26 protein-coding genes and 1 pseudogene are annotated in these 25,802 nt (G+C 66.3%); 13 read left to right on the top strand and 14 right to left on the bottom strand.

All coding sequences use genetic code 11. The features are described 5' to 3' along the window. Positions 1-21 precede the first annotated feature (21 nt). Genes iolD through iolB form a run of 3 tightly spaced genes read left to right on the top strand, consistent with a single transcriptional unit; the run spans position 22 to position 3,612 of the window. Positions 22-1,872: a 3D-(3,5/4)-trihydroxycyclohexane-1,2-dione acylhydrolase (decyclizing) gene (iolD, locus tag Q0Q36_RS19550; RefSeq protein ID WP_293800579.1), complete on the top strand. Its 1,851-nt coding sequence runs from the start codon at positions 22-24 to the stop codon at positions 1,870-1,872. 32 nt (positions 1,873-1,904) lie between these two features. Beyond that, the gene (gene iolE, locus Q0Q36_RS19545) at positions 1,905-2,789 is read left to right on the top strand and encodes a myo-inosose-2 dehydratase (protein WP_293800577.1); all 885 of its coding nucleotides are present in this window, start codon (positions 1,905-1,907) and stop codon (positions 2,787-2,789) included. 25 nt (positions 2,790-2,814) lie between these two features. Then, positions 2,815-3,612 carry a 5-deoxy-glucuronate isomerase gene (gene iolB, locus Q0Q36_RS19540; protein WP_293800575.1) on the top strand — a complete coding sequence of 266 codons (798 nt, stop codon included), beginning with the start codon at positions 2,815-2,817 and terminating at the stop codon, positions 3,610-3,612. Positions 3,613-3,658: 46 nt separating this feature from the next. On the opposite strand, the gene Q0Q36_RS19535 is transcribed toward iolB, so the two are convergent. Further along, positions 3,659-3,967, bottom strand: coding sequence for a hypothetical protein (locus Q0Q36_RS19535; RefSeq protein ID WP_293800573.1), 309 nt, complete (start codon positions 3,965-3,967; stop codon positions 3,659-3,661). Between the two features lie 256 nt (positions 3,968-4,223). Here Q0Q36_RS19535 and Q0Q36_RS19530 point away from each other — a divergent pair, with 256 nt between their 5' ends. Continuing rightward, a complete protein-coding gene (locus tag Q0Q36_RS19530; protein ID WP_293800571.1) occupies positions 4,224-4,520 on the top strand; it encodes a hypothetical protein in 297 nt (98 codons plus the stop codon). A gap of 103 nt (positions 4,521-4,623) precedes the next feature. Here Q0Q36_RS19530 and Q0Q36_RS19525 read toward each other — a convergent pair whose 3' ends face one another. After that, the gene (locus Q0Q36_RS19525) at positions 4,624-5,286 is read right to left on the bottom strand and encodes a hypothetical protein (protein ID WP_293800569.1); all 663 of its coding nucleotides are present in this window, start codon (positions 5,284-5,286) and stop codon (positions 4,624-4,626) included. Between the two features lie 175 nt (positions 5,287-5,461). On the opposite strand from Q0Q36_RS19525, the gene Q0Q36_RS19520 reads away from it, so the two are divergent. Further along, positions 5,462-5,671 carry a hypothetical protein gene (locus Q0Q36_RS19520; RefSeq protein WP_265056030.1) on the top strand — a complete coding sequence of 70 codons (210 nt, stop codon included), beginning with the start codon at positions 5,462-5,464 and terminating at the stop codon, positions 5,669-5,671. A gap of 88 nt (positions 5,672-5,759) precedes the next feature. Here Q0Q36_RS19520 and Q0Q36_RS19515 read toward each other — a convergent pair whose 3' ends face one another. Beyond that, positions 5,760-6,137 (bottom strand): DUF1232 domain-containing protein, encoded by a 378-nt coding sequence (locus Q0Q36_RS19515; RefSeq protein ID WP_293800567.1) that lies wholly within the window; start codon positions 6,135-6,137, stop codon positions 5,760-5,762. A 139-nt stretch (positions 6,138-6,276) separates the two neighbouring features. Between Q0Q36_RS19515 and Q0Q36_RS19510 the strand changes: the two genes are divergently transcribed. Continuing rightward, on the top strand, positions 6,277-6,597 hold the full coding sequence (locus Q0Q36_RS19510) for a polyhydroxyalkanoic acid system family protein (RefSeq protein ID WP_293800565.1): 321 nt from the start codon (positions 6,277-6,279) through the stop codon (positions 6,595-6,597). A 197-nt stretch (positions 6,598-6,794) separates the two neighbouring features. Further along, positions 6,795-8,654 carry a YbaL family putative K(+) efflux transporter gene (gene ybaL, locus Q0Q36_RS19505; RefSeq protein WP_293800563.1) on the top strand — a complete coding sequence of 620 codons (1,860 nt, stop codon included), beginning with the start codon at positions 6,795-6,797 and terminating at the stop codon, positions 8,652-8,654. 55 nt (positions 8,655-8,709) lie between these two features. On the opposite strand, the gene Q0Q36_RS19500 is transcribed toward ybaL, so the two are convergent. The 3 genes from Q0Q36_RS19500 to Q0Q36_RS19490 form a co-directional block, all read right to left on the bottom strand. Beyond that, positions 8,710-9,126: a DUF3830 family protein gene (locus tag Q0Q36_RS19500; protein WP_047578809.1), complete on the bottom strand. Its 417-nt coding sequence runs from the start codon at positions 9,124-9,126 to the stop codon at positions 8,710-8,712. 133 nt (positions 9,127-9,259) lie between these two features. Beyond that, complete coding sequence (locus Q0Q36_RS19495) at positions 9,260-10,333, bottom strand: patatin-like phospholipase family protein (RefSeq protein ID WP_293800560.1); 1,074 nt, start codon at positions 10,331-10,333, stop codon at positions 9,260-9,262. Next, complete coding sequence (locus Q0Q36_RS19490) at positions 10,330-11,115, bottom strand: 3-hydroxybutyrate dehydrogenase (protein ID WP_265056034.1); 786 nt, start codon at positions 11,113-11,115, stop codon at positions 10,330-10,332. The genes Q0Q36_RS19495 and Q0Q36_RS19490 overlap by 4 nt, the downstream gene beginning before the upstream one ends. A gap of 112 nt (positions 11,116-11,227) precedes the next feature. Between Q0Q36_RS19490 and Q0Q36_RS19485 the strand changes: the two genes are divergently transcribed. From Q0Q36_RS19485 to Q0Q36_RS19475, 3 genes are all read left to right on the top strand, one after another. Next, complete coding sequence (locus tag Q0Q36_RS19485; RefSeq protein ID WP_265056035.1) at positions 11,228-11,776, top strand: Fur family transcriptional regulator; 549 nt, start codon at positions 11,228-11,230, stop codon at positions 11,774-11,776. 13 nt (positions 11,777-11,789) lie between these two features. Then, positions 11,790-13,064: a flavodoxin-dependent (E)-4-hydroxy-3-methylbut-2-enyl-diphosphate synthase gene (gene ispG, locus Q0Q36_RS19480; RefSeq protein ID WP_293800557.1), complete on the top strand. Its 1,275-nt coding sequence runs from the start codon at positions 11,790-11,792 to the stop codon at positions 13,062-13,064. Positions 13,065-13,142: 78 nt separating this feature from the next. After that, positions 13,143-15,107 carry a potassium transporter Kup gene (locus Q0Q36_RS19475; RefSeq protein ID WP_293800555.1) on the top strand — a complete coding sequence of 655 codons (1,965 nt, stop codon included), beginning with the start codon at positions 13,143-13,145 and terminating at the stop codon, positions 15,105-15,107. Positions 15,108-15,423: 316 nt separating this feature from the next. Here Q0Q36_RS19475 and Q0Q36_RS19470 read toward each other — a convergent pair whose 3' ends face one another. From Q0Q36_RS19470 to Q0Q36_RS19450, 5 genes are all read right to left on the bottom strand, one after another. Next, entirely contained in the window at positions 15,424-16,347 is a 924-nt protein-coding gene (locus tag Q0Q36_RS19470) for a DMT family transporter (protein WP_293800553.1), read from the bottom strand. Between the two features lie 94 nt (positions 16,348-16,441). Then, a complete protein-coding gene (locus Q0Q36_RS19465; protein ID WP_265056038.1) occupies positions 16,442-16,924 on the bottom strand; it encodes a MarR family winged helix-turn-helix transcriptional regulator in 483 nt (160 codons plus the stop codon). Between the two features lie 103 nt (positions 16,925-17,027). After that, positions 17,028-17,609: an NAD(P)H-dependent oxidoreductase gene (locus Q0Q36_RS19460; protein WP_293800550.1), complete on the bottom strand. Its 582-nt coding sequence runs from the start codon at positions 17,607-17,609 to the stop codon at positions 17,028-17,030. A gap of 5 nt (positions 17,610-17,614) precedes the next feature. Continuing rightward, positions 17,615-19,039: an FAD-binding oxidoreductase gene (locus Q0Q36_RS19455; protein WP_293800548.1), complete on the bottom strand. Its 1,425-nt coding sequence runs from the start codon at positions 19,037-19,039 to the stop codon at positions 17,615-17,617. Further along, positions 19,036-20,358, bottom strand: coding sequence for a cytosine deaminase (locus Q0Q36_RS19450; protein WP_293800546.1), 1,323 nt, complete (start codon positions 20,356-20,358; stop codon positions 19,036-19,038). Before Q0Q36_RS19450 ends, Q0Q36_RS19455 begins: the two co-directional genes overlap by 4 nt. 190 nt (positions 20,359-20,548) lie before the next feature. Here Q0Q36_RS19450 and folD point away from each other — a divergent pair, with 190 nt between their 5' ends. Beyond that, on the top strand, positions 20,549-21,409 hold the full coding sequence (gene folD / locus Q0Q36_RS19445; RefSeq protein WP_293800544.1) for a bifunctional methylenetetrahydrofolate dehydrogenase/methenyltetrahydrofolate cyclohydrolase FolD: 861 nt from the start codon (positions 20,549-20,551) through the stop codon (positions 21,407-21,409). A gap of 101 nt (positions 21,410-21,510) precedes the next feature. Further along, on the top strand, positions 21,511-22,302 hold the full coding sequence (locus Q0Q36_RS19440) for a trans-aconitate 2-methyltransferase (RefSeq protein ID WP_293800542.1): 792 nt from the start codon (positions 21,511-21,513) through the stop codon (positions 22,300-22,302). A gap of 109 nt (positions 22,303-22,411) precedes the next feature. On the opposite strand, the gene lpdA is transcribed toward Q0Q36_RS19440, so the two are convergent. Beyond that, on the bottom strand, positions 22,412-23,812 hold the full coding sequence (gene lpdA / locus Q0Q36_RS19435; RefSeq protein ID WP_293800610.1) for a dihydrolipoyl dehydrogenase: 1,401 nt from the start codon (positions 23,810-23,812) through the stop codon (positions 22,412-22,414). Positions 23,813-24,040: 228 nt separating this feature from the next. Between lpdA and Q0Q36_RS19430 the strand changes: the two are divergent. Then, a pseudogene (locus Q0Q36_RS19430) lies at positions 24,041-24,361 on the top strand (L-lactate permease); the annotation flags it as partial. Between the two features lie 211 nt (positions 24,362-24,572). Here Q0Q36_RS19430 and Q0Q36_RS19425 read toward each other — a convergent pair. Then, on the bottom strand, positions 24,573-24,977 hold the full coding sequence (locus tag Q0Q36_RS19425; protein ID WP_293800540.1) for an MAPEG family protein: 405 nt from the start codon (positions 24,975-24,977) through the stop codon (positions 24,573-24,575). A 100-nt stretch (positions 24,978-25,077) separates the two neighbouring features. Continuing rightward, a partial coding sequence (locus Q0Q36_RS19420; protein WP_293800538.1) for an SDR family oxidoreductase occupies positions 25,078-25,802 on the bottom strand: 725 nt, incomplete at its 5' end.

Here is a 25,802-nt window from a genome sequence, read left to right as displayed (position 1 = left end):
CTTTCCGGCCTGGAGACCATCATGACCCGCACGATCCGCCTCACCATGGCGCAGGCGCTGACGCGCTTCCTTGCTGCACAGATGACCGAGATCGATGGAGAGCGCCTACCGATATTCGGTGGCGTCTGGGCTATCTTCGGCCATGGCAATGTCGCCGGCCTCGGCGAGGCGCTCTGGCACGAACGCGAGCGCCTGCCGACCTTCCGCGCCCATAATGAGCAGGCCATGGCTCATGCCGCCATCGCCTATGCCAAGGCCAACATGCGCCGCCGCTTCATGGCCGCGACGACCTCGATCGGCCCCGGCGCGACCAATCTCGTCACGGCCGCCGCACTCGCCCATGTCAACCGCCTGCCGGTGCTGCTGCTGCCGGGTGACGTCTTCGCCAACCGCATCCCCGATCCGGTGCTTCAACAGGTCGAGGCTTTCGGCGACGGCACGGTTTCGGCCAATGACTGCTTCCGGCCGGTCTCGCGCTATTTCGACCGCATCACCCGCCCCGAGCAGATCATCCCGGCGCTCACGCGCGCCATGCAGGTGCTGACCGATCCGGCCGAATGCGGCCCGGTCACGCTCGCGCTCTGCCAGGACGTGCAGGCCGAGGCTTATGACTATCCCGAGAGCTTCTTCACCGAGCGCCTCTGGGCGCCGCGCCGTCCCCGCTCCGACCGTGAGGAGCTGAAGGCGGCTGCCGAAGCCCTGAAAGCCGCGAAGAAGCCGCTGATCGTCGCCGGTGGCGGCGTGCTCTATTCCGGCGCCAGCGACGCGCTCGCCCGCTTCTCGGCCATGACCGGCATCCCCGTCTGTGAGACGCAAGGCGGCAAGTCCGCCCTGCCCGATGATAACCAGCTCAACATGGCCGCCGTCGGCGTCACGGGCACGGACGCCGCCAACCGCCTCGCGGCCGAGGCCGATCTCGTGCTCGCCGTCGGCACCCGCCTGCAGGATTTCACCACCGGCTCCTGGGCCTTGTTCGGGGCGGAGCCGAAGACGATCATCGGCCTCAACGTCCAGGCCTTCGACGCCGGCAAGCACCGCGCCCTGCCCCTCCTCGCCGATGCCCGCGAGGGGCTGGCCGAGCTGGCTGAGGCCATCGGCAGCTGGAAGGCGCCGGAGAGCTGGACCGCAAATGCCAAGGCCGGCAAGGCCGAGTGGCAGAAGGAGGCCGGCAAGGCGACCGCCGCCAGCAACGCCGCCCTGCCCTCGGATGCGCAGGTCATTGGTGCGGTCCAGCGCACGCTCGGATCCGGCGTCATCCTGCTCCATGCGGCGGGCGGCCTGCCCGGCGAGTTGCACAAGCTCTGGCAGGCCGGCGCGCCCGGCTCCTACCATGCCGAATACGGCTTCTCCTGCATGGGCTACGAGATCGCCGGCGGGCTCGGCGCCAAGATGGCGCGGCCCGACAAGGAGGTCGTCGTCATGGTCGGCGATGGCTCCTACCTGATGCTCAATTCCGAGATCGCGACCTCGGTGATGCTGGGCTTGAAGCTCACCATCGTCCTGCTCGACAATCGCGGCTACGGCTGCATCAACCGCCTGCAGATGGCCACCGGCGGCCAGAGCTTCAACAACCTGCTCAGGGACACCCGCCACGAGACGCTGCCGGAGATCGACTTCGTCCAGCACGCTGCCAGCATGGGCGCGATCGCCGTAAAGGCGGCCTCGATTGCCGAGCTCGAAACCGCGCTGGCTGAGGCCAAGGCCAACACTCGCACAACCGTCGTGGTCATCGACACCGACCCACTGATCTCGACCGGCGCCGGCGGCGCCTGGTGGGATGTCGCGGTGCCAGAGATCAGCGAGCGTGAGCAGGTCCGCACGGCGCGGGCGAATTACGACGAACGCCGCAAGCGTCAGACCATCGGCAACTGAAGCCGTTCCCATAGGCAAGAAAGACCCGACACATGATCCGCATCGGCGCGAACCCCATCGGCTGGTCGAATGACGACATGCTGGAGATCGGCGGCGATATCTCGCTCGAAACCTGCCTGAAGGAGGCTCGCGAAGCCGGCTTCACCGGCATGGAGCTCGGCAACAAGTTTCCGCGCGAAGCGGCGAAGCTGAAGCCGATCCTCGATGCCCACGGGCACGCGCTAGTCTCCGGCTGGTACTCGACCGAACTGCTCGTCCGCGACGTCGCCGCCGAGATGGCCGCCGTGAAGGCCCATGCGACGCTGCTGCGCGACATGGGCTGCTCGGTCCTGATCGCGGCCGAGACCTCGAACGCGATCCATTCCGACATCACCAGGCCGCTCTCGGCCCGTCCGGTCCTGCCGAAGAACCGTTGGGACGATTTCGGCGCGCGCTACACCAATTTCGCCGAAGCCGTGAAGACCGAATACGGTCTCCAGCTCGCTTATCACCACCATATGGGCACGGTGGTGCAGACCGAGTCGGAGATCGACCGGTTCATGGGCGTCACCAGCCCGGCCGTCGGCCTGCTGCTCGATACGGGCCATGCCACCTGGGGCGGCGGCGACCCCGCCCGGATCGCCCGCCACTGGAAGGCGCGCATCCACCACGTCCATTGCAAGGACATCCGCGAGGCCGTGATGTGGCGCTCGAACCGCGAGGACTGGTCCTTCCTCGAATCCGTGCTCGCCGGCGTCTACACCGTGCCGGGCGACGGCCTGATCGACTATGTCCGCGTGCTCCGGGAACTGCAGGGCTATTCCGGCTGGATCGTGGTCGAAGCCGAGCAGGATCCGAAGAAAGCGGAGCCCGCGACCTATGCGAAGCTCGGCCACGCCAATCTCACCCGCTTCATCAAGGAAGCCGGGCTGGCTTGATCGCGATACGGATAGGAAACAGCCGATGTCCCATCTCAAGGTCAAGCCGCAGGGCACGAGCGGCCGCGTCACCCATGTCACGCCGGAAAGCGCCGGCTGGACCTATGTCGGCTTCGACCTGCACCGCCTGAAGCCGGGCGAGACCGTTTCGGTCCAGACCGGCACCCGCGAGACCTGCCTCGTCTTCGTCACCGGCAAGGGCAAGGTCACGGCCGGCGGCAAGGCTCTCGGCGAACTCGGCCAGCGCATGAGCCCCTTCGAGGGCAAGCCCTGGTCGGTCTACCTGCCCGAGGGGGCCGACTGGTCGGTAACCGCCACCACCGATCTGGAGCTCGCGGTCTGCACGGCGCCCGGCCTCAAGGGCGGCCTGCCCGTCCGTGTCATCGGCCCGGACGATCTCGGCCAGGAGATTCGCGGCAAGGGTTCCAACACCCGCCACGTCACCAATATCCTGCCGGAAAACGAGCCGGCGGATTCATTGCTCGTGGTCGAGGTCATCACCCCCGCGGGCAATACCTCGAGCTATCCCCCGCACAAGCACGACCGGGACGATATCCCGCGCGAATCCCACCTGGAAGAGACCTACTACCACCGTCTCAACCCGCCGCAGGGTTTTGGCTTCCAGCGCGTCTATACCGATGACCGCAGCCTGGACGAGGCGATGGCGATCGAGGACGGCGACGTCGTGCTGGTGCCCAAGGGTTATCACCCCTGCGCCACCTGCCACGGCTACGATCTCTATTATCTCAATGTTATGGCCGGCCCGAAGCGGACCTGGAAATTCCACAACGCCGCCGAGCACGAATGGCTCTTGAAGGCCTGACGGACATCAGCCGGCCAAGCTGACGAAGGCGCGGCGCGGCCGCGCCTCAGGGATTGCACTTGTAGACGGTGCCCTTGGTATCGGGCCCCTTCCATTTGATGTCGGCGACGGCGGCGAAGACATGGGTCCCGTCCATCTCCGCCGCACGCAGCTTCATGCGCGTGATCACCGAATCACGCGTCTTGTCGATCGTCATGATCGCCTGGACGCTGTCCTGCCCGTCGATCTCGCCGAGCTTCGTGCAATTCTCCACAACGCTTTTCGCGTCGGTCATCACGACTATGCTGCTGCGCGAGGTGTGATAGGCGCAGGCGCCGAGCGCCAGGGCGGGCAGGAGGATGAAAAAGCGGGGCATCGTCACGTCCGGGCTGTCCTGATCGGGTCTCTAGCCCATGTTCCGCCGGTTTGGCGCAAATGCAAGCCTGAGCCAACGTAAAACGGCCCCAACGCCCTTACCGCATCGTAAGGAACAGCGATATCGGCACGATTGCAGCGGAATTGTCGTGATCGGACGCGGCGAACTTTAACGCAAAGCCCGTGTCATTCTTGACCTTCCCGCGTGGCTGCTCTTAAGTCCCTTCAGGCCAATGGGAGGCTGAAAAGGATATAATATGCGTAGCATTCTGATTGTTGGCGCCATGGCCGCTCTTCTCGCCGGTTGCCAGACCGCGCAGGAGTCGATGGCCGACGCCGAAGTGACCTGCGAGTCCCAGGGCTTCCGCCCCGGCACCCGCGCCTATCAGCAGTGCCGCTCGGCCAACTATGTCGAGAACCGTCGCGCCTCGAACGAGGCCGGCTCGGCCGTCGCCGCTGGCGTCGCCGCCGGTGTCGTCGGTGGTGCGCTCATCGCCGCTGATAACCGCTCCTATTATCGCGGCTACTACGGCCCGCGCCGCTACTGGTGGTAAGATAGCGGGCGCCTTCCGCTCGGAAGGCACCCCTTCTAATATTCGAGCCCTGCGGCGTTCTGCGCCGCAGGGCTTTTTCATGGGAGGCAGAGACCGGCCGCCGTCAGCGCCGGGCTGCCCGCTTGCGCGCGGGAGCCGCAGCCGGCGCACTGGCCGAAGACGAAGTCAGCAGCGAACCGATCACATAGGCCGCAAGCCCCAGGCCGACGACGAGCGCCATCGGCTCGCGCTCTGCACGCTTCGCCAGCATGCGCCCGCCCCTGTCGGCATAGTCTCGGGCCATCGCCGCATAATCGTTCGCGCGATCGGCATAGTCGTCAGCGACATCGCGATGCGAACTCAGCCAGCTCCTCCCAGACTTGAGAGCACGGTTGCCGGCGTCGGCGGCCTCGGAACCGTAATCCTGGAGCCAGCCGCGCCAGCGGCCGTAATCCGGCTGGTAGCGTTCCCAGCCCGAGGAAGGCTGGCTGCGCAGGGTCGCCCAGGCGACGAGGCCGATACCGACCGCCCCGAGCCCGAGCACGGCAAGCGGGTGGCGCTCGACGGTCCGCGCGACCGCCTGTCCGCCATCGCGAACCGTCTCCAGGGGCTCCGCCTCGTCCCAGGCTTCCTTCGCCCGATCGTAATGCTCCTTGACCGTCTCCTGGGCCTTGCCGGCGAATTCCGCCGCCTTGCCGCGCAGGCTGCTGACGCTGGCGCCCGCTGCCTCGGCTGCCTCTTCAGTGGCCTTCGGGACGTCGGGCGGGAAGCTGTTGCTGATCGCCATGGCGGTCTCTCCGTTCTTGAAAGGGGTCATGGCCAGAGAACGAAGCGGGCGCTGACGGGTTCCCGGCCGCGACAAAACAACCGAACCGCGTTTCTTCGCGGCTTCGGCCACGACTGCGTCACGATTGGATGCGACCTACCAAGGAACAGGGGCATTCAACGAGAAGGAGACGCGCATGCATGTTCAGCACCTCCAGATCGCTCACCCGTTCGTTCTCTCCGATCCCGAATGGATCGCACTCGAGAGCATCGAGGAGGAAACCCGCCACTTCATCTTCGACGAGACGATGCTGCTATCCCTGAAGGATCGCGGCCTCGTGGAGTCGGATGGAGCCATCTGGCGAGTCACCCAGTCCGGCCAGAAGCGCCTGAACGAGCGCGACTGAGGCGGGCGAGAGCCGGGGCGCCCGGCGATAGCGATGGATAACCAGGCCCGCCCATTCGGCGGGCTTTTCCATGCGCGGACGCGGAGATTCAGAACAGTCCGCCCGGCCATGACCACCGGAGCAGCGCGGCTGCGCCCCCGATCCAGATCGCCAGGATCGCGATCATGCCGCCATAGCTCGCCTGCTTCGCTCGCCCCGCCGCCTTTGCCCGGTACTCGGCCATCAATGGCGCCGGTATGAGCTTCACCACCAGCAGGATGCCCAGCGGCACGATGATCAGATCGTCGAGATATCCGAGGATCGGGATGAAATCCGGAATGAGGTCGATGGGGCTGAGCGCATAGGCCGCAATCGCTCCCGCCGCCAGCTTCGCATGCCAGGGCGTACGGCTGTCGCGCGCCGCGATCCAGAGGGCAATCACATCCCGCTTGAGCAGGCGCGCCCATTGCTTTGTTCGCTCCAGCATTCTCGGGACCTTCGGGAACGCGATCTCATGCGCGCTTCGGTTAGCAGATATCTTTCGCCGGGTCTCATGTCCGACAGCGCTGGAAAAATGCCCCCGTTGTTGCCATCTAAGGCCCTCCTCCCCTTTCCGACGAGTTGACATGGGCAAGCCCGTTTCCATCACCATCTCCCATGATCTCGGCCGGGATGCCGCGCTCGCCCGCCTGCGCGGCGGCGTCGACAAGATCCGCGATCGGCTCGGCATGGTCCGGATGCAGCTCGTCGAGGAACGCTGGGAGGGCGATGCCCTGCATTTCGGTGTCGGCGCTCTCGGCCACACCGTCCATGGCCGCGTCGAGGTCGAGGAGCGGCTGATCCGCGTCGAGGTGACATTGCCCTGGATGCTCGCGGTCTTCGCCGAGAAGCTCAAGATCGGAGTCGAGAAGCAGGGTCAGATCCTGCTGGAGAAGCCGAAAGGCTGAGTCACTGGCGGCGCGCCATTCTGCCCGCGTGCCGGAATCATGCGCGCGGCGCCTCCCGCTCATGCCAGCCCGCCGCGAATTTCGGCAATGTAGCCTGAAAAGTCGTACGCCTTTCGGTTGAAATCACAGTCCCAAAACCCCATGCTCCGAATGTTCAAACAATCTTGATTTCTTGACCTTTCGGATTCGGGAGACCCATGCATCACGGCCCGCTGATCGCCATCATCGTCGCGGGCCTCGGCCTGGCTTTCGTCTTCGGGGCTCTCGCCCAGAAACTGCGGATTTCTCCCCTCGTCGGCTATCTCCTCGCCGGTGTCGCCGCCGGCCCGTTCACGCCGGGCTTCGTCGGCAACCAGAACCTCGCCAACGAACTGGCCGAGATCGGCGTCATCCTGCTGATGTTCGGCGTCGGCCTGCATTTCTCCCTCAAGGACCTGCTCTCGGTGAAGGCGATCGCCGTGCCCGGAGCCGTCGTCCAGATCGGCATCGCGACCCTGCTCGGCCTCGGGCTCGGCACATGGCTCGGCTGGAGCTGGTTTTCGGGGGCGGTCTTCGGCCTGGCGCTCTCCACCGCTTCGACGGTCGTGTTGTTGCGCTCGCTGCAGGAGCGCCGGCTGGTCCAGACCGAACGCGGCCGCATCGCGGTCGGCTGGCTGATCGTCGAGGATATCGCGATGGTGCTGGCGCTGGTGCTGCTGCCGGTGCTGGCCGAGATCATCAACGGCGCGCCCTCCGGCGGCAGCGCGCCGCTAGCCACCCGTTTCGATCTCGGCGTCTGGGGCGTGCTCGGCCTGACCTTCGCCAAGCTCATCGGCTTCCTCGCCTTCATGCTGCTGATCGGCCGGCGCGTCATCCCCTGGGTGCTGCACTGGGTCGCCCATACCGGCTCGCGCGAACTGTTCCGGCTCGCGGTACTCGCGGTCGCGCTCGGCGTCGCCTATGCGGCCGCCACCCTGTTCGGCGTCTCCTTCGCGCTCGGCGCCTTCTTCGCCGGCATGATCCTGTCGGAATCGCCGCTCTCGCAGCGCGCGGCCGAGGAAACGCTGCCGCTGCGCGACGCTTTCGCGGTGCTGTTCTTCGTCTCGGTCGGCATGCTCTTCGACCCCGGCATTCTGCTCCGCGCGCCGGGCCCGCTGATCGGCACGCTCGCCATCATCCTGATCGGCAAATCCGTAGCGGCCTGGTTGATCATGCGCGCCTTCGGCCGCTCGCAGACCGCGGCCCTGACGATCTCAGCCTCGCTCGCCCAGATCGGCGAGTTCTCCTTCATCCTCGCCGGGCTCGGCACGGCGCTCGGCATCCTGCCGGCACAGGGGCGCGACCTGATCCTCGCCGGCGCGATTCTGTCGATCCTGCTCAACCCCGTGATCTTTGCCCTGGCCGAGCGGCTGGCGCCGGAGGCGCCGGCCGCCAAGCCGAAACCCGCGTCAGCGCCAGAAGCGAGCGCAGCCGAGGCTGCCGCTCCTGCCCCCCAGCCGGAGACGCCGCCGGAGCGCGACATCACCCCGACCAGCCTCGCCGATCACATCGTCGTCGTCGGCTATGGCCGCGTCGGCAGCCTGCTCGGTGCCGGCCTGCTCTCGCAGGGCGCGAAACTGCTGGTCATCGAGGACAATCCCGACGCGGTCGCGACGGCCAAGCGCGACGGCGCCGAACTGCTCGTCGGCAATGCCGCCGATCCGGAAGTGCTTTCTGCCGCCGCCGTCGGGCGAGCGGTGCGCCTCTTCGTCGCCATCCCCGGCAGCTTCGAGGCCGGCCAGGTCTGCGAGCAGGCCCGCGCCGAGAACCCTGCCCTGCCGATCGTCGCCCGCGCCCATTCCGATGCCGAGGTGGCGCATCTCACCAAATGCGGGGCGACGCTGACGATCATGGGCGAGGCCGAGATCGCCCGCGCCATGCTCTCGCTCTGCCAGAATCTCAAGGGCACCCCACCGGTCGAACCTGCTGCTCCCACCGAGCCGGCGAAACCTGAGAGGGTGGCCGAGTTGCCGCCTCCCAAGCCGCCAGCGGCCAGGCCGGCGGAAGACCCGCCGGCCGATCCTCCGGCTGCGGCATAAAAAAAGGGCGGAGCGCCAGACGCCCCGCCCTTTCGTATTCAAACGCTGACCGCGCTCAGTCGACGAGGTCGAAGCGGACGTCCTGCACGCCTTCGTAGAGCGTCTTGCGGCCGAGCGTGTAGAGATTCTCAAGGCCCGAGGTCAGGGTGATGAAGTGGTTGCCGGAGAGCACGCCGGCCTTGCTGGCGAACTGCACGCCGCCATAGGCGAGCAGGATCTCGGTCTCGCTGACGCCGCCCGGATACAGGATGATGTGGCCGGGAGCCGGATAGGCGGTGTTGTTCTCGTAGCCGACGCCGAAATCGAGATCGCCTAGCGGCATCCAGACGCCCTCGCCGCTCCAGCGCACATGCACCATCTTGCTGATGAACGGCATCTGCTTCTTGAAGGCGGCGCAGGTCTTCGGCGCGGCTTCCAGCTCGAACTTGGCGTCGAACTTGAACGGCCCGGCGGTGACGATCAGCTTGCTCATGAAATCCCCGTCTTCTTGGAAAAATCTTCGGACCCGCTGAATGGCATCAGCCCCAAGGCCCGCGCAAGAGCGCTGCCGGAACAAGTGCGACGCCGGAACGTGAAGGATGCGGGCTGCGAGTATCGGCAGCCGCTCAGCCGATCGCTTCCCTGAGGTCGAGCGTGCCGGCCTTGCCGATCGCTTCGTAGTTGCGCTTCAGCCAGCGCCGGCCGGCGGTACGGCCCATGTCCCGCAGTTTCAGCAGGAACGACCATTCCGCGTTCATCCGCGAGGACGAGGTGAGCTCGGCCAACGGCGGGCCGCCGTCGATGCGATGCATCAGCACGCGCTTGTATTCGTCGCGCGGCAGCTTGCCCTCGTCGATCAGGCGATTGACGAAGTCGATCGCCCGGAGCTCACGCAGCATCGAGGCGTTGAAGGTGATCTCGTTCAGCCGGTCCTGGATCTCGCGCGCCTTGGTCGGCAATTCCCGCCGCTGGATCGGGTTGATCTGGACGAGCAGGATGTCGTCGCAATGCGCCTTGTAGAACAGCGGGAACAGGGCGGGATTGCCCATATAACCGCCGTCCCAATAGGCCTCCCCGTCGATCTCCACCGCCTGGAACACCATCGGCAGACAGGCCGAGGCCATCACATGGTCCGGGGTCAGGTCCTTGCCGTCGAACACGGCGATCTTGCCGGTGCGGACATTGGTCGCCGCGATGAACAGCTTCACCGCGTCGCAGGCCCTGACCTTGTCGAAATCGATGAGGTCGGCGACGACGCCGCGCAACGGGTTGATGTTCAGGGGGTTGACGTCATAGGGGCTCGCCACTTTCGCGAACATCTCGAAGAACAGCATACCCGGCGGCGTGCCGTCATTATTGCCCCAGGCGCCGAGCATGGTGTCGAGCAGCGAGCGTTCCGAGCCGCCATATTTGCCATCGACGCTGATCGCCCGCCAGAATGCCTCGAGCTTGGTGCGGGCGCCGTCGGCCCCGCCATCGATCCAGCCCTCGGCGAGGACGACCGCGTTCATCGCGCCCGCGCTGGTACCGGTCAACGCCTCGATGCCGAGTCGTCCGTCCTCCAGGATGGCGTCGAGCACGCCCCAGGTGAAGGCGCCATGCGCGCCTCCGCCCTGTAGCGCCAGCGAGACTGTTTTCTCGGCCTTGGGGCCGACGAGCCCCTTGACCGGTTCGGCTTTGCGGGAGGGGCGACCGCTCACTCGGCGGTCCAGCCGCCATCGATCGGCAGCGTCGCCCCGGTGATCGACTTGGCCGAATCCGTGCAGAGGAACACGGCGAGCGCCGCGACCTGCTCGACCGTGACGAACTCCTTGGTCGGCTGCCCGGCCAGCATCACGTCGTTGATGACCTGTTCCTTGGTCAGGCCGCGCACCTTCATCGTGTCGGGGATCTGCTTCTCGACCAGCGGCGTCCAGACATAGCCGGGCGCGATCGCGTTGACGGTGATGCCCTTGGTCGCGACTTCCAGCGCCACGGTCTTGGTAAGGCCCGCGATGCCGTGCTTGGCCGCGACATAGGCCGACTTGAAGGGCGAGGCGACCAGCGCATGCGCCGAGGCCGTGTTGATGATGCGACCCCAGCCCTTCTCCTTCATCTTCGGCAGGGCGGCGCGGATCGTGTGGAAGGCCGAGGACAGGTTGATCGCGATGATCTGGTCCCATTTCTCGATCGGGAACTCGTCGATCGGCGCGACGAACTGGATGCCGGCATTGTTGATCAGGATGTCGATCGCGCCGAACGCCTTCTCGCCCTCGGCAATGAAGCCTGCGATCTCGTCGGGCTTGGTCATGTCGGCCGGCGAGAACACCACCTTGATGCCGAATTCGGCCTCGAGGTCGGTGCGCAATTTCTCGGCATCGGCCGGCGGCATGATGCCGTTGATGACGAGGTTGGCCCCCTCGGCGGCCAGCGCGCGGGCATAGGCGAGCCCGATGCCGGAGGTCGAGCCGGTGATCGCAGCAGTACGGTCTTTGAGGAACATGAGCGTCAAGGCTCCTGACAATCGGGGAGAAAATGCTTAGGTTCAGGCGGAACAGGGCAATGGAGCGACGGGATATCGTCGCACGTTGCCCGATGAGTCTTCGCAACGCAACATGACGAAAATGCAGCCGAACGCGCACCATCACGGCGAACATGACCATGCGTCGCATGCCCATGGCGAAGGCGCCTGTCGCCATGCCGAGGATCACCGTCGCCACGCGGCCGAAGCCCTCGCCCGCGCCGAGCGCATCTGCCGCGAGCGCGGCCTGCGCCTGACCCCGATCCGGCGGCAGGCTCTGGAGGCGCTCCATGCGGACCACCGTCCGGTCGGCGCCTATGATCTCGCCGACCGCATCTCACCGGCCGGCGGCCGGCGGCTGGCGCCGATCTCGATCTACCGCGCGCTCGATTTCCTGGTGGAGCAGGGCTTCGTCCACCGCCTCTCGTCGAAGAATGCCTATATCGCCTGCCTGCACGGCCATGGCGCGAACGAGGTCGTCGCTTTCCTGATCTGCGAGTCCTGCGGCGGGGTCGACGAGGATTCCTCGCCTGCCATGAAGAAAGCGGTGGCGGCGATCGCGGAAAACCGGCAATTCTCTCCGTCGCACCAGATGGTCGAGATCGTCGGCCGCTGCGAGCATTGCCGGAATGCCGGATCGTGATAGAGCAGCCCGCATGAACGAGCGCGCCTTTTCCTATCTGACGCCGGAACGCGCTGGCCCGCTGGGCCGGCAGCTCACCGTCCCCGTCAAGGTCGGCCATGTCATGGTCGGCGGCGGCGCGCCCATCGTCGTGCAGTCGATGACCAATACCGACACCGCCGATATCGCGGCGACAGTGGCGCAGGTCGCTGCGCTGGCGCGTCAGGGTTCGGAACTCGTCCGCATCACCGTCGACCGCGACGAGGCTGCGGCAGCCGTGCCGAAAATCCGCGAGCGGCTGGACCGCATCGGCGTCGACGTGCCGCTGGTCGGAGACTTCCACTATATCGGCCACAAGCTGCTCAGCGACCATCCGGCCTGCGCCGAGGCCTTGGCGAAATACCGGATCAACCCCGGCAATGTCGGCTTCAAGGACAAGAAGGACAAGCAGTTCAGCCAGATCATCCAGCTCGCGATCAAGCATCGCAAGCCGGTGCGCATTGGCGCCAACTGGGGCTCGCTCGACCAGGAACTGCTGACCGCCCTGATGGACGAGAACGCGCGCGCCGTCCGCCCGCTCGATGCCCGCGCCATCATGCGCGAGGCGATGGTGCAATCGGCCCTGCTTTCGGCCGAGCGTGCCGAGGAGCTCGGCCTCGGCCGCGAATACATCATCCTCTCCGCCAAGGTCTCCGGCGTGCAGGATCTGATCACGGTCTATCGCATGCTGGCGAGCCGGGCGAACTATGCCATCCATCTCGGCCTGACCGAGGCCGGCATGGGCTCGAAGGGCATCGTCGCCTCCTCGGCAGCGCTCGGCATCCTCCTGCAGGAAGGCATCGGCGACACCATCCGCTATTCGCTGACGCCCGAGCCCGGCGGCGACCGCACGCTCGAGGTCAGGACGGCGCAGGAATTGCTCCAGACCATGGGCTTCCGCGCCTTCGTGCCGCTCGTCGCCGCCTGCCCCGGCTGCGGCCGCACGACCTCGACGGTGTTCCAGGAGCTGGCCCAGGATATCCAGGGCTGGATTTCCTCTTCCATGCCCGAATGGAAGACGCGCTATCCCGGCGTCGAGAACCTCAACGTCGCCGTCATGGGCTGCATCGTCAACGGCCCCGGCGAGTCCAAGCATGCCGATATCGGCATTTCGCTTCCCGGCACCGGCGAGGCGCCGACGGCGCCCGTTTTCGTCGACGGCAAGAAGGTCGCTACCTTGCGGGGTGCCGGCATTGCCGCCGAATTCAAGGCCATGGTCGCCACTTATGTCGAGCGGCGCTTCGGCGCCGGTCTCGGTGCGGCCGGCTGATCCTGCCTTTGCGTGCCGCCCGCAACGTGCTAGAGGCCCCGGCCTTTCGCTGCACCGCAGCATGCGCGGAGATCCCTGATGGGGCATGAGAACCCGAATCTTGCGACCGTTCGGCCGGAGGATTCACGTTTGGGCCTCGACGCCGGCCATGGCCAGAGCGGCGCCCACGGCCACGGCAAGCAGGGCTTCGCCGCGCTGGCGCTGGGCGCGCTCGGCGTCGTCTATGGCGATATCGGCACGAGCCCACTCTACGCGCTGCGCGAGACGATTCTGGCTGCGACCGGCGGCGCGGAAAACGCCACGGTTCCCCCGACGGTCGTCATCGGCGTGCTCTCGCTGATCCTGTGGTCGCTCGTCGTGGTCGTCACGCTGAAATATGTCGTGCTGCTGATGCGCGCCGACAATAACGGCGAAGGCGGCATCTTGACCCTCGTCGCGCTGGCCCAGCGCAGCCTCGGCCGCGCCCGCAGCCATGTCGCGCTGCTGCTCGGCATGATCGGCGCCGGCCTTTTCTATGGCGACACGGTCATCACTCCGGCGATCTCGGTCCTCTCCGCAATCGAGGGCGTCAAGCTCATCACGCCGGCGCTCGACGACTACATCCTCTGGATCGCCTCGGTGATCCTGATCGGCCTGTTCGTCATGCAGAGCCATGGCACCCATCGCGTCGCGACCCTGTTCGGGCCGATCATGCTGGTCTGGTTCCTGACGCTCGCGGGGCTCGGCATCTACCACATCTCCGACGATCTCACGGTCTTCCGCTCGATCAACCCCTATTACGCCCTGCTCTTCTTCCGCGATCATGCGGGCGTTGCGCTGGCCGTGCTCGGCTCGGTCTGTCTGGCGGTGACCGGCGCCGAGGCGCTCTATGCCGATATGGGCCATTTCGGCCGGGGCCCGATCCGTGGCGCCTGGCTCTATGTCGTCTTCCCGGCCCTGTGGCTGAACTATCTCGGCCAGGGCGCGCTGATCCTCTCCGACCCGACCGCGATCGACAATCCGTTCTATCGGCTCGCGCCGCAGGGCCTGCTGCTGCCCTTCGTCATCATGGCGACGGTCGCGACCATCATCGCCAGCCAGTCGGTCATCACCGGCGCCTTCTCGCTGACCCGGCAGGCGATCCAGCTCGGCCTCCTGCCGCGCATGGAGATCCGCCACACCTCCGAGCAGACCTCGGGCCAGATCTACGTGCCGCGCGTCAATCTGCTGCTGCTCGTCGTCGTGCTGATCCTGGTCTGGTCGTTCCGCACCTCGTCCAGCCTGTCGCATGCCTATGGCATCTCGGTCTTCGGCACGATGGTGGTCTCGTCGATGCTGGCCGCCATCGTCATCCGCCGGCACTGGGGCTGGAGCCCGCTGGCGACCGGCGCGCTCATCCTCCCCTTCTTCCTGGTCGACGTCTCCTTCTTCTCGGCCAACATGCTGAAGCTGCTTCATGGCGGCTACGTGCCGGTGCTCCTCGCCATGGCGCTGACGCTGGTGATGTGGACCTGGATGCGCGGCACCAAGATCCTGTTCGACAAGACCCGCAAGACCGACGTGCCGCTGCTCGAACTCGTCACCATGCTCTCGAAGAGCCCGCCCGCCCGCGTGAAGGGCATGGCCGTCTTCCTGACCAGCGACCCCGAGACGGCACCGGCCTCGCTGCTCCACAACCTCAAGCACAACAAGGTGCTGCATGAGCGAAACGTCGTCCTGACCGTGCGCTCGGCCGACACGCCCCGCGTCGTCGAGGAGGAGCGCGTGCGCCTCGCCCGCATCACCGACGATTTCTGGCGGGTCGACATGGTCTACGGCTACATGGAAAGCCCGAACGTGCCGAAGGGCCTGGCCATGCTGCGCAAGCAGGGCTTCAAGTTCGACATCATGTCGACCTCGTTCTTCCTGTCGCGCCGCTCGATCAAGGCTTCCCCGCAATCGGGCATGCCGATCTGGCAGGACAATCTCTTCATCGGCCTGACCAAGAGCGCGACCGACGCGACGGACTTCTTCCAGATCCCGACCGGCCGCGTCGTCGAGGTCGGCACGCAGGTCACGGTCTGATCCGGTTCGGATAGCCTCGAACACCTTACACAAAAGGGCGCGGGGAACCCCTCTCCTGCATCGAAGTCGGCTGTTGCCGACTTCGACACTTTGAATGCTGATCTCGGCAACAGCCGAGATCAGTGAGAGGGGCAGGGGTGAGGTGTAGGCCGCTGGACCAGTTCGCAAAACCTCACCGCAGCAGCGGTCAGGTCACAGCTACAGTATCCAACGGTCTACCCCTCACCCTGCCCTCTCCCTATGGGAGAGGGTTCCCCGCGCTTTTCCTTCCAGAAATGCTCGGGTCAAGCCCGAGCATAGCGCGCCTTGCGTCGTTTCAGTCGAGCCGCGCCGAAGCCGCCTCCTGCGGCACATGCCGCACCCGCTCGCGATAGAGCAGGTAGAGCCCGGACGAGATCACGATGCCGGCGCCGATAAAGGTCCAGCGATCCGGCAACTGGTCGAAGACCAGCCAGCCGAGCAACAGCATCCAGACGATCTGCGAATAGATGAAGGGCGCCAGCACCGTGGCCGGCGCCAGCCGGTGCGCCAGGATCAGGAGCCAGTGGCCGAAGCCGCCGAGTGCACCGACCGCGATCATCAGCAGCCACGGCAAGAGCGTCTGCGGCGTCTCCCAGATCCAGGGCAGGAGCGGAATGGTGGCAAGGGTCCCGGCCGCACCGGAATAGATCATCGTCGTCTCCGAGGAATCATGGCCGGAGAGCATGCGCGTCGACAGGGAGTAGAAGGCGTAGCAGAGGCAGCCCACGACGCTGAGCAGTGCCGCAGGATGCATGCCGCCGATCCCCGGCCGCGTCACCACCAGCACGCCGAGGAAGCCGACGCCGATCGCCGCGAGCCGACGCGGCCCCGGCCATTCCCCGAGCAGCGGCCCGGAGGCGAGCGCCACCAGCAAGGGCGTCGCGAACATGATCGAGACCGTCTCGGCGAGCTGAAGATAGCGCAGCGCGATGAAGTTCAGCGCGGTCGAGCCGAGCAGCAACAGCGAACGGCCCCATTGCAGCCAGGGGCGCCTGGTCCGCAACACGCCCGGATGCGTCCATGGATTGATGACCGCCAGGACCAGGATCATGCTGCCGGCATAGCGCGCGAACACCACCTGCAACGGGTTCATCGACTGGCCCAGCCATTTCGCGCTGGTGTCCAGCATCGAGAACAGCAGGACGGCCGCACACATCAGGCCGATCGCGGCCATACGTGCACGGCCCGTCTCGGAAGGCGCGACTGAGGGGGAGGACACGGAGTCTCGCCATGCTCTGGAGGAATGACGAGGGCAGATTGAACCGATTTAGGTAGCGTCGCCAGCACGCTGAAGCATGCGCTCCATGCAGAAATCAGGCGTCGCTATCGGCCTCGTCGAGATCGCCATCGGGATCGTCATGATCGGCACCGGCCTTGGACAGGCCTTTCGCCGCCTTGCGCAGGAGCTTGCGCAGCTGCTTGCGCTCCTTGCCGTCAAGCTTGTCGAGGAGCTCTTCCTCGACCTCGTTCCAGACAGCGTCGAGCTCGGCCGCCGTGCTCTGGCCGGCTTCCGTCAGCGCGACCTGCACGAGGCGGCCGTCGCGATTGCCGCCTTCGCGGGTCACGAGGCCCTGCAGCGAAAGCCGCCCGATCGTCTTCGACACGGTGGGCGGCTTGACGCGCAGCAGCGCCGCCAGCTCGCCCATTGTCATCGGGGCCGGCTGCAGCGCCTTCAACGCCTGCTCCTGCCCCGGAAACAAACCAAGGCCGTTCAGCCTCTCGCCCATCCGCGAGCGGTGCAGCCGCGCGGTGACGAGCAGGGCACGGCCGACACTCTTCTCGATTGCCTTGGTCATGGGGTCGATCCTTCGGGCCGATCCTTGGACGGGTAAGCAGACGCTTCGCCGGCTGCGTATTCGCGCGCGAACATGACAGACGGATGACAATCGGATGTCAGAGCTACGAGAGCGTGAGTTTGGTCGCGACTTTTTTCAGAAATGCCGCGCGACTGGCCGGAGTCGAGAGGTTCATTTCGTGATGGGCGAGATAGGTCGTCCGCGTCAACGGGTGACAAACCGCTCGCAGCGCTCGGCAGACCGCCTTGCGCGGCGGGTCGCCCACCAGGAAGGCCCGCCAGCGCGAGCCGCCATAACTGGTTACCGCGACGAGCCGGCGAATATTGTGCAGAGCCGGCTGCGCCTTGCCGTCGACCATCTTGAAGGACACGCCGGGCAGGAAGACGCGGTCGAGGAAACCCTTCAGGATCGCGGGATAGCCGAAATTCCAGACCGGGAAGCACAGCACCAGCGCCTCGGCCCGCCTCACCCGCTCGACATAACCGGCGACGGGCAATGTATTGCTGGCGACGTCGTGATAGCCGCGCCGCTCCTCCCGGCTCAGCACCGGATCGAAACCCTCGGCATAGAGATCGCAATCATCGACCTCGTGCCCCGCCGTCTTCAGGCTGGCGACAACCGTCTCATGGATGGCCGCGCCGAAGCTTTCAGGCACCGGATGGGCGTAGAGGACGAGGACACGCATGGTATTTAGCCGACGCCGGCTTCGGCGAGGCTGCGGAACAGGAAGGTCTTGCCCGAGCGGTAGTCGTAGCTCGGATCCTCCCAGGCGATCATCTTGCCGGGGTTGAGCAGGCCCTGCGGATCGGCCTCGCGCTTGAAGGCGAGCTGCGTCTCGTCGGTCTGCTTCATGCCGCCTTCCTCCAGCGTGTAGCGATGCGGATTGAAGATCGGCGCGCCCATCTCCTCATGGATTGCCATGATCTCCTCCAGCCGCTCCTCACTGGTGAAACGCACCAATGGCAGGCCAAAGCAGGTGATCTTGCCATCGAAGCGCACGAATTCGAGATGGCAGGTCACCTCGTCGCCGAAGCGGGCATGGATCCTGTCGACGAGATCGACCTGGTTCGGGAAGGGATAGAGCACCTGAAGGTAGGTGATCGCCGGATCGACGCGCAAAGCTCTGAGCGTCGTGTGGTTCCAGCCGAGTTCATAGGTCGGCGGCAGGCCCTTGGCATCCTCCGGTGAGAGCTTGTCGGTGCGCAGCAGCAGCTCCGCGCCCTTGAAGCGGCGCGCATAAGCACAGAGCGCATCGACCGCGAAATCGGCCGCCATGACGATGACGAGATGGCTGTCGCGCGGCAGGAACTTGCGGTGGCGCAGGAAGTAGTCATGCGGCGCGGGCGCAGCGACGACGCAGAGGTTCTTCAGCGCCAGCCCGTCCTGCTCGCCGACGGCATTGGCGAACTCGGTCGCGGCGCGCAGATTCTCGAAGCCGACGATGACATCAACCCAATTGTAGGCCGGGCCGAGCGGCATCTCGACCTCGGTGATGATGCCGTTGGTGCCATAGGCATGCGCGACCTTGTGCAGATCCTCGCCGGAGAATTCGAGGATGCGCGGGTTTTTCTCCATCGTCGCGACCTTGAGCCGGATGATGTTGCCCCAGTCGCGCAAGCCCCCCCATTTGATCGAGCCGACGCCGCCCGAACCGCCGGCGATGAAGCCGCCGATCGAGGCCGTCTGATAGGTCGAGGGGTGCAGGCGCAGCTCCTGCCGCGAATGGGCGCGGGTCTCGTCGTCGATCCGGGCCATGATCGCGCCGGGCTCTGCGACATAGCGGCCGGCCGCGATCTCCTTGACCTTGTTGAAGCCGGAGAGATCGAGCAGCACGCCGCCGGAGAGCGGCATCGCCTGGCCGTAATTGCCGGTGCCGGTGCCGCGCGGCGTCACGGGAATGCCGAGTTCGTGGCAGGCGGCGAGAACCTGCACCACCTCCGCCTCGCTTGTCGGCGAGGCCACGATATCGGCGACGACATGATCGAGCTGGCGCTTCAGGATCGGCGAATACCAGAAGAAGTCGCGGCTCTTCTGCTTCACCAGCGCCGGGTTCTCCTCGATGCGGATGCTGCCGAGCCGGCCCTTCAGCGTGGCGATGTCGTAGCGTTGGGTCATGATGCTCTGCCCATCAGATGGTCGAGTTCGCGGTAGTCCGGCAAGGTCCGGTCGATCGCCTTTCCAGCTACCAGCACGGTGCGATCGGCCTGCGGCCGGGAGAAGAGTTCGGTCCAGTCGCGCGCCCGCGTCAGGATGAGGTCCGCCGGCGCGCCGACCGCGATGATGCCGGCTGCGATGCCCATCGCCTGCGCCGGCGTACGCGCGACCGCATTCGTCCAATCCGGTCCGGAATGATCGAACTGGAGGATGCGCGTGCCCTCGCGCAGCACCTCGACGAGATCGAGATCGCCATAGGCATGGAACGGATCGCGGGTGTTGTCGGAGGCGATCATCACCGGCACGCCGGCAACCTTCAATTCATGCAGCGCCGTGACGCCGCGCCAGCGCGGCGTGCGGCCGGCCTGCCGGTCCTGCAGATACATGTTGCACATCGGCAGCGAGACCACGGCGATGCCCGCCTCGTGCACCTTGGCGATGATCCGCGCCTCATCCTGAGGTGTCTGCAAGGCCAACGAGCAGCAATGCCCGCAGAGGATTTTGCCCGCGAAGCGATGACGCAACGCCGCGTCCGCAATGTGTTCCAGCGAGCGCGCCGCTGGGTCGTTGGTCTCGTCGACATGGAAATCGAGATCGAAGCCGTTCTCGATCGCCGCCCGGAACAGGATGTCGAGAGCCCGGTCGAGATCCGGGATCATGTAGGTGACGCAACCGAGCAGCCCGTCGCCATGCGCTTTCACGGCAGCGATCACCGCCTGCATATGCGCGGGATCGAGCGCGGCATCCGCTCCGAACAGCGGCGTGGCCTGAAGTGCGATGCGCCCGGCCCATTCGGCCCGCAATTCCGCATAGACCGGCCAGGAAATCCTGATCTGCTTGCCCAGCGAATCGAGATGCGTCCGCATCGCCGCCGTGCCGTGCGCGAAGGCGGTTCGCAGCGAGAAATCCATGCGCGCCCGCACATCCTCAGCCGACCAGTTTGCCTCGCGATCGGCTCCCACGGTATTCAGCGCGCCGGGAAAGGTGCCGTCCGGATTGGGGCTGCGCGGCCAGATATGGCCCTTGTCGAGATGGACATGCGCATCGACGAGCCGCGGCAGCACGATGCCGCCATCAAGGTTCAAGGCAGGCCCTGCCCCTACAGCCGTCCCGGAAGGCTCGATCGCGGTCACGCGGCCATCCGCAATGGCGAGATCGACGCGCGCCAGTCCGTTGCGGTCGGCTGCGATATCGATGCCCTCGATCAGGCAGGCGGGAACGCGCAGATCGGTCAGGCGGAAAGCGGAGGCATCGGGCAGGCGGGCGAAACCGGTCGTCACGTTGTCTCGCCTCTCCTGCCTCTCAAGCTCCGGTTCGGAGATACCGGGCCGATGGAACACCCGCAAGCCGCGCCAGCCCCTCCTCCCCTGTTGATGGCGTCGCAGCCGGGAAAGCCGCGCATTCGGGCTTGTTCATGCGGGCGGGATCGCGCATGAGGGCGGCATCATCAGCAAGCACGAGGTCGGACCCATGACCGGCGAAGCCCGCATCATCGACGGCAAGGCCACGGCCGCTGCGCTCAGGACCGAGATCGGTCGCGAGGTCGCCACCATCAAGGCCGCACGGGGCATCGTGCCCGGCCTCCATGTCGTGCTCGTCGGCGAGGACCCGGCCAGCAAGGTCTATGTCGCCTCGAAGGAGAAGCTCGCGGTCGAGATTGGCATGAACTCGGTCGCCCACCGGCTGCCGGCCGAGACCACCGAAGCACAGCTCCTCGCCAAGCTCGCCGAGCTGAACGCAGACGACAATGTCGACGGCATCCTGGTCCAGCTCCCGCTGCCGAAGCATATCGACACCGGCCGCATCATCGACGCCATCGATCCGGCCAAGGATGTCGACGGTCTGCACCCGATCAATGCCGGCCTGCTCGCTGGCGGGAAGAACGGCCTCGTGCCCTGCACGCCGCTCGGCTGCATGTTGCTGCTGAAGCAGGCCCTGCCCTCGCTGTCCGGCCTCGACGCCGTCGTGATCGGCCGCTCCGAGCTGGTCGGCCGCCCGGTTGCGCAGCTCCTGCTCCAGGCCGATTGCACCGTCACCATCGCCCATTCGCGCACACGCGACCTGCCGGTGGTGGTCAAGCGCGCCGATATCGTGATGGCCGCCGTCGGCCGCCCGCGCATGGTCAAGGGTGACTGGATCAAGCCCGGCGCGACCGTGATCGATGTCGGCATCAACCGCCTGCCTGACGGCAAGCTGACCGGCGACGTCGATTTCGCTGAGGCCGCGAAGGTCGCGGGCGCGATCACCCCGGTCCCCGGCGGCGTCGGCCCGATGACGATCGCCTGCCTGCTCAAGAACACGCTGACGGCGTTCCACGCCCGGCGGGGATAGGGCGCTAGCGAGCGGTCGCGTTAAGCATATCTTAACCAAGAATTTGTTTGGCGCGTCGCGCGGGTGCACCTTGCGGTTCTCGCAAGGCCCGGAGGCGCGCCATGCATGGCACGACCATCGATATCGCCCGGCACAATGCCGAACTGTTCGATCGGGCCGACATCGCCGAATGGTATGGCGCGCGGAGCCTCTTCGCCTCCGAGCGCGTGATCTTCGAGCGCTTTCACGAGAGCTTTGCCGGCAAGCGCCTGCTCGACCTCGGCGTCGGCTCGGGCCGGACGACGCGGGCGCTGCTGCCGCATGTCGCCGACTATGTCGGGATCGACAAGGCCCAGGCGATGCTCAGCGTCGCCCGGCGCAATTTCCCGAGCGCCACCTTCCTCGATCTCGATGTCCGGTCGCTCGGCGAGTTCGGGCCCGGCCGCTTCGACTTCGTGCTCGGAGCGCTGGCCATCCTCAGTGCCTTCGACCATGCCGAGCGCCTTGCCGTGATCGAATCCGTGCATGACGTGCTGGCGCCGGGCGGTGTCTTCGCCTTCTCCTTCCACAATCGCGGCTGGCGCCGCGCCGGCGGCATGCCGCTGCACGCGCGCTCCTGGCATCCGCGTGAGATCGTGAATTCTGTGCATCCGCAGAGCTGGCTGAATTATCTGCGGCTGCGGCCCTTCGCACATGAGGAAACGGATTACGCCATCCATGTCGATCCCGCCCATCGCTGGAATGGGCTGTTCTACTTCATCGACATGGCGACGCAGGAACGCCAGCTCGCAGCGGCGGGTTTCGAGATCCTCGCCCGCTTTGGCGAGGACGGCCGCCCCATCGGCGCCGGCGACGACACCACGCAGGACGGGCTCCTTCACCTCGTCTGCCGGAGGATCGGCGCGCCTCACTGAACGGGCGCCGGTCCACGTGAAGAACAGACGATGGGCCACAATGCAAAACAGCCCGCGTTCAGGAGAACGCGGGCTGTTCCAATACCTGCGGCCGTGACAGCCGCTGCGATCACATATGGATCTGGCGCTTGTCGACCGCGAGCGCAGCTTCCTTGACCGCCTCGGCCAGCGTCGGATGGGCATGGCAGGTGCGGGCGAGATCCTCGGCCGAGCCGCCGAACTCCATCAGAACGGTCACTTCCGCGATCAGGTCGCCGGCATGCGGCCCGATGATGTGGCAGCCGAGGACGCGGTCGGTCTCCGCATCGGCCAGCACCTTCACGAAGCCCTCGGTATGGCGCATGGCGCGGGCGCGGCCGTTCGCCGTGAACGGGAACTTGCCGATCTTGTAGGCGACGCCGGCTGCCTTGAGCTCTTCCTCGGTCTTGCCGATCGCCGCGACTTCCGGCGCGGTATAGACGATGCCGGGAATGGCGTCGTAGTTCACATGGCCGTGCTTGCCGGCGATGATCTCGGCGACAGCGACGCCCTCGTCCTCGGCCTTGTGCGCCAGCATCGGCCCGCGCACGACGTCACCGATCGCGTAGATGCCGGCGACATTGGTCTTGAAATGATCGTCGATGACGACCCGGCCACGCTCGGTGGCAACGCCGGCCTTGTCGAGGCCGAGACCATCGGTGTTCGGACGACGGCCGATCGCGACCAGCACGATATCGGCATTGAGCGTCTTGGCCTCGCCGCCGGCGGCGGGCTCGACGGTGACGGTCGCGCCGCCCTTCTTGGCCGTTTCGACCTTGGTGACCTTGGAGCCGAGCTGGAAGGTGAAGCCCTGCTTCTCCAGGATGCGCTGGAACTGCTTGGCCACCTCGCCATCCATGCCGGGCAGGATGCGGTCGAGGAACTCGACGACCGTGACCTTGGCGCCGAGGCGGCTCCAGACCGAACCGATCTCGAGGCCCATCACGCCGGCGCCGACCACGACGAGCTCCTTCGGCACGGAGCCGATCTCGAGCGCACCGGTCGAGGTCACAACGGTCTTCTCGTCGATCTCGACGCCCGGCAGCGGCGCCGATTCCGAGCCCGTCGCGATGACGATGTTCCTGGTCTCGATCTCCTGCGTCTTGCCGTCCTCGGCGGTCACGACGACCTTGCCTGCGGCGGGGATCGAGGCCGTGCCGTGGAAGGCATCGATCTTGTTCTTCTTCAGCAGGAAGCCGACGCCGGTGACGTTGGCGTCGATCGTCTCCTGCTTGTGGGCCATCATCGCCTTGAGATCGAGCTTCGGCTTGCCGACGACGATGCCGAGCTTCTCGAAGGTGTGGCCGGCCTCCTCGAACATCTCGGAGGCATGGAGCAGCGCCTTGGAGGGGATGCAGCCGACATTCAGGCAGGTGCCGCCATGGGTCTTGCGCTTCTCGACCACCGCGACCTTGAGGCCGAGCTGGGCGGCGCGAATGGCGCAGACATAGCCCCCGGGGCCGGTTCCGATGACGACGAGATCGTAGGCCATGACGTCCTTCCGCTGCTGTTCCATGAGGCCACCGGCGTGGGCGGCGGCGCGTTGGGGCGGGCATACATCGGTTCCGCCCCCGGCGCTACGTCATTCCTGTGTTGACGAAAGGCCGGCCGCCCTTGCTGCGGCAGGCTGTCGCAGGCTTACTGCGCCGACCACCAGACAAGGACGAAACGCATTCGCTGAAGCACATCGCAGATCAGCCCGCTGGAGGGGCACGCCGTCATGTGGAATCAGGTCTATGATCCATTCGGCAACAGCGTCCTGTCGACGCTCGCAGCCGCGCTACCCGTCGTCGTTCTGCTCGGTCTCATCGCGTCCAACGCCGTCAAGGCGCATATCGCCGCCGTCATCGCGCTGATCGTCGCCAATCTGGTGGCGATTTTCATCTTCACCATGCCCGCCGGCATGTCGCTGCGCGCCACCGTGCTCGGCGCAGTCACCGGCTTCTTCCCGATCGGCTGGATCGTTCTCAACGTCATCTTCCTCTACCGGCTGACGGTCGAGAAAGGAGCCTTCGAGATCCTGCAGACCACGATCGGCGGCGACGCCCAGTCGATCGTCGTTGCCTCGACCGCCACCGGCTGGTTCGGCCATGAAGGCGTGATCCTGCGCTTCGTCTTCTGGCACTCGATCGCGCTGGCGAGCCTGGTCGGCAGTTTCGTCATGCTGCAGGCCTACGTCCATCCCTTCTCGGCGATGGTCGTGAAGTAGACGGCAAGAACGGTGCGGCGGCCAGCCGCCGCGCCGGTTTCGTTCAGCTCATCAGCCGGACCAGCATCATCACCAGGCCGACGATCGAGGCCACCCAGACGAGGGTGCGGATCACCGGGATGCCGGCGGCGTAGATGATGACGAAGACCACGCGCGCCCCGAGATAGAGCCAGGCGCCGGTGACGGCGATGCCGCCCGCTTTGCCGGAGACGGTCAGCGCCAGGGCCAGGGCGATGAAGGCGGGATAGGTCTCGAGCAGATTGTCGAGCGCCCGCTTGAGCCGCCGCGAGATCAGGCTCCCGGGCTCGCGCGGCACGTCGCGCGGGCTGAACAGATAGGCCGGGCCGAGATCGGCCGAGGTGCCGGCCTGCAGGGCGATCTGCACGAGCAGGAGCACGACGCTCCAGCCGAGAACGGTGATTTCGGTCGTCATCGCAAGCGCAGGCATGCCCGTCTCCTCTGTCGCGAAACGAGGAGGATGGCAGCTTTGCCCGGTTTGCGCCAATCCGTCCGCAACGCGCCGACAGCCGCCGCGCGGCGACGGCGGCTCAGCGCCCGCCGGTCACGCTCAGAACGGTTCCGTTGGTGTAGGAGGCTTCGTCCGAGAGCAGCCAGGCGATTGCCTGCGCCACCTCGCGCGCCGTACCCTCGCGCTTCATCGGAAGCTGGTCGCGCAGCAACGCAACGCGATCGGGCATGCCGCCGCTGGCGTGGATCTCCGTATCGATGATCCCGGGCCGGACGGCATTGACCCGGATGCCTTCGGCCGCGACCTCGCGAGCAAGGCCGAGCGTGAAGATGTCGATGCCGGCCTTCGCGGCGGCATAGTCGAGATATTGTCCGGCGCCCGCCAGCACCGCCGCGGCGGATGACAGGTTGACGATGCCGCCGCCCTTCCCGCCATGGCGGGTCGACATCCGCTTCACCGCCTCGCGGGCACAGAGGAAGCTGCCGGTCAGGTTGATCCGGAACATCCGCTCCAGCCGCGCGAGGTCCATCTCGTCGAGGCGTTGCGGGGTATCGATCACGCCGGCATTGTTGACCAGCGCGGTCAGCCGCCCGAGTTTGTCGGCCGCCGCGAAGATCGCGGCGACATCGGCCTCATTGCCGACATCGCCCCTGACCGCGATAGCCTCCCTGCCCTGCCGGAGCACGGCCGCGACCGTGTCAGTCGCGGCCTCGGCGTTGGACTGGTAGTTGACGACGAGATCGTAGCCGCGCTCCGCGAGCAGGATCGCGGTCGCCCGGCCGATTCCCCGGCTTCCGCCGGTGA

The sequence above is a fragment of the uncultured Allobosea sp. genome, from assembly GCF_945957345.1.
GTDB lineage: Bacteria > Pseudomonadota > Alphaproteobacteria > Rhizobiales > Beijerinckiaceae > Allobosea.
This window is presented reverse-complemented; position numbering and strand designations above follow the sequence as displayed.

What these genes read in the sequence shown, in the direction of transcription:
- Q0Q36_RS19500 (WP_047578809.1), bottom strand. Translation starts at nt 9,126, where the DNA reads ATGAGCAAGCTGATCGTCACCGCCGGGCCGTTCAAGTTCGACGCCAAG.
- iolE (WP_293800577.1), top strand. Translation starts at nt 1,905, where the DNA reads ATGATCCGCATCGGCGCGAACCCCATCGGCTGGTCGAATGACGACATG.
- lpdA (WP_293800610.1), bottom strand. Translation starts at nt 23,812, where the DNA reads ATGGCCTACGATCTCGTCGTCATCGGAACCGGCCCCGGGGGCTATGTC.
- iolD (WP_293800579.1), top strand. Translation starts at nt 22, where the DNA reads ATGACCCGCACGATCCGCCTCACCATGGCGCAGGCGCTGACGCGCTTC.
- Q0Q36_RS19515 (WP_293800567.1), bottom strand. Translation starts at nt 6,137, where the DNA reads ATGCTGGAGCGAACAAAGCAATGGGCGCGCCTGCTCAAGCGGGATGTG.
- Q0Q36_RS19520 (WP_265056030.1), top strand. Translation starts at nt 5,462, where the DNA reads ATGCATGTTCAGCACCTCCAGATCGCTCACCCGTTCGTTCTCTCCGAT.
- Q0Q36_RS19425 (WP_293800540.1), bottom strand. Translation starts at nt 24,977, where the DNA reads ATGCCTGCGCTTGCGATGACGACCGAAATCACCGTTCTCGGCTGGAGC.
- Q0Q36_RS19490 (WP_265056034.1), bottom strand. Translation starts at nt 11,115, where the DNA reads ATGTTCCTCAAAGACCGTACTGCTGCGATCACCGGCTCGACCTCCGGC.
- folD (WP_293800544.1), top strand. Translation starts at nt 20,549, where the DNA reads ATGACCGGCGAAGCCCGCATCATCGACGGCAAGGCCACGGCCGCTGCG.
- Q0Q36_RS19455 (WP_293800548.1), bottom strand. Translation starts at nt 19,039, where the DNA reads ATGACCCAACGCTACGACATCGCCACGCTGAAGGGCCGGCTCGGCAGC.
- Q0Q36_RS19485 (WP_265056035.1), top strand. Translation starts at nt 11,228, where the DNA reads ATGACGAAAATGCAGCCGAACGCGCACCATCACGGCGAACATGACCAT.
- iolB (WP_293800575.1), top strand. Translation starts at nt 2,815, where the DNA reads ATGTCCCATCTCAAGGTCAAGCCGCAGGGCACGAGCGGCCGCGTCACC.
- Q0Q36_RS19475 (WP_293800555.1), top strand. Translation starts at nt 13,143, where the DNA reads ATGGGGCATGAGAACCCGAATCTTGCGACCGTTCGGCCGGAGGATTCA.
- ybaL (WP_293800563.1), top strand. Translation starts at nt 6,795, where the DNA reads ATGCATCACGGCCCGCTGATCGCCATCATCGTCGCGGGCCTCGGCCTG.
- Q0Q36_RS19440 (WP_293800542.1), top strand. Translation starts at nt 21,511, where the DNA reads ATGCATGGCACGACCATCGATATCGCCCGGCACAATGCCGAACTGTTC.
- Q0Q36_RS19530 (WP_293800571.1), top strand. Translation starts at nt 4,224, where the DNA reads ATGCGTAGCATTCTGATTGTTGGCGCCATGGCCGCTCTTCTCGCCGGT.
- Q0Q36_RS19535 (WP_293800573.1), bottom strand. Translation starts at nt 3,967, where the DNA reads ATGCCCCGCTTTTTCATCCTCCTGCCCGCCCTGGCGCTCGGCGCCTGC.
- Q0Q36_RS19460 (WP_293800550.1), bottom strand. Translation starts at nt 17,609, where the DNA reads ATGCGTGTCCTCGTCCTCTACGCCCATCCGGTGCCTGAAAGCTTCGGC.
- Q0Q36_RS19465 (WP_265056038.1), bottom strand. Translation starts at nt 16,924, where the DNA reads ATGACCAAGGCAATCGAGAAGAGTGTCGGCCGTGCCCTGCTCGTCACC.
- Q0Q36_RS19510 (WP_293800565.1), top strand. Translation starts at nt 6,277, where the DNA reads ATGGGCAAGCCCGTTTCCATCACCATCTCCCATGATCTCGGCCGGGAT.
- ispG (WP_293800557.1), top strand. Translation starts at nt 11,790, where the DNA reads ATGAACGAGCGCGCCTTTTCCTATCTGACGCCGGAACGCGCTGGCCCG.
- Q0Q36_RS19525 (WP_293800569.1), bottom strand. Translation starts at nt 5,286, where the DNA reads ATGGCGATCAGCAACAGCTTCCCGCCCGACGTCCCGAAGGCCACTGAA.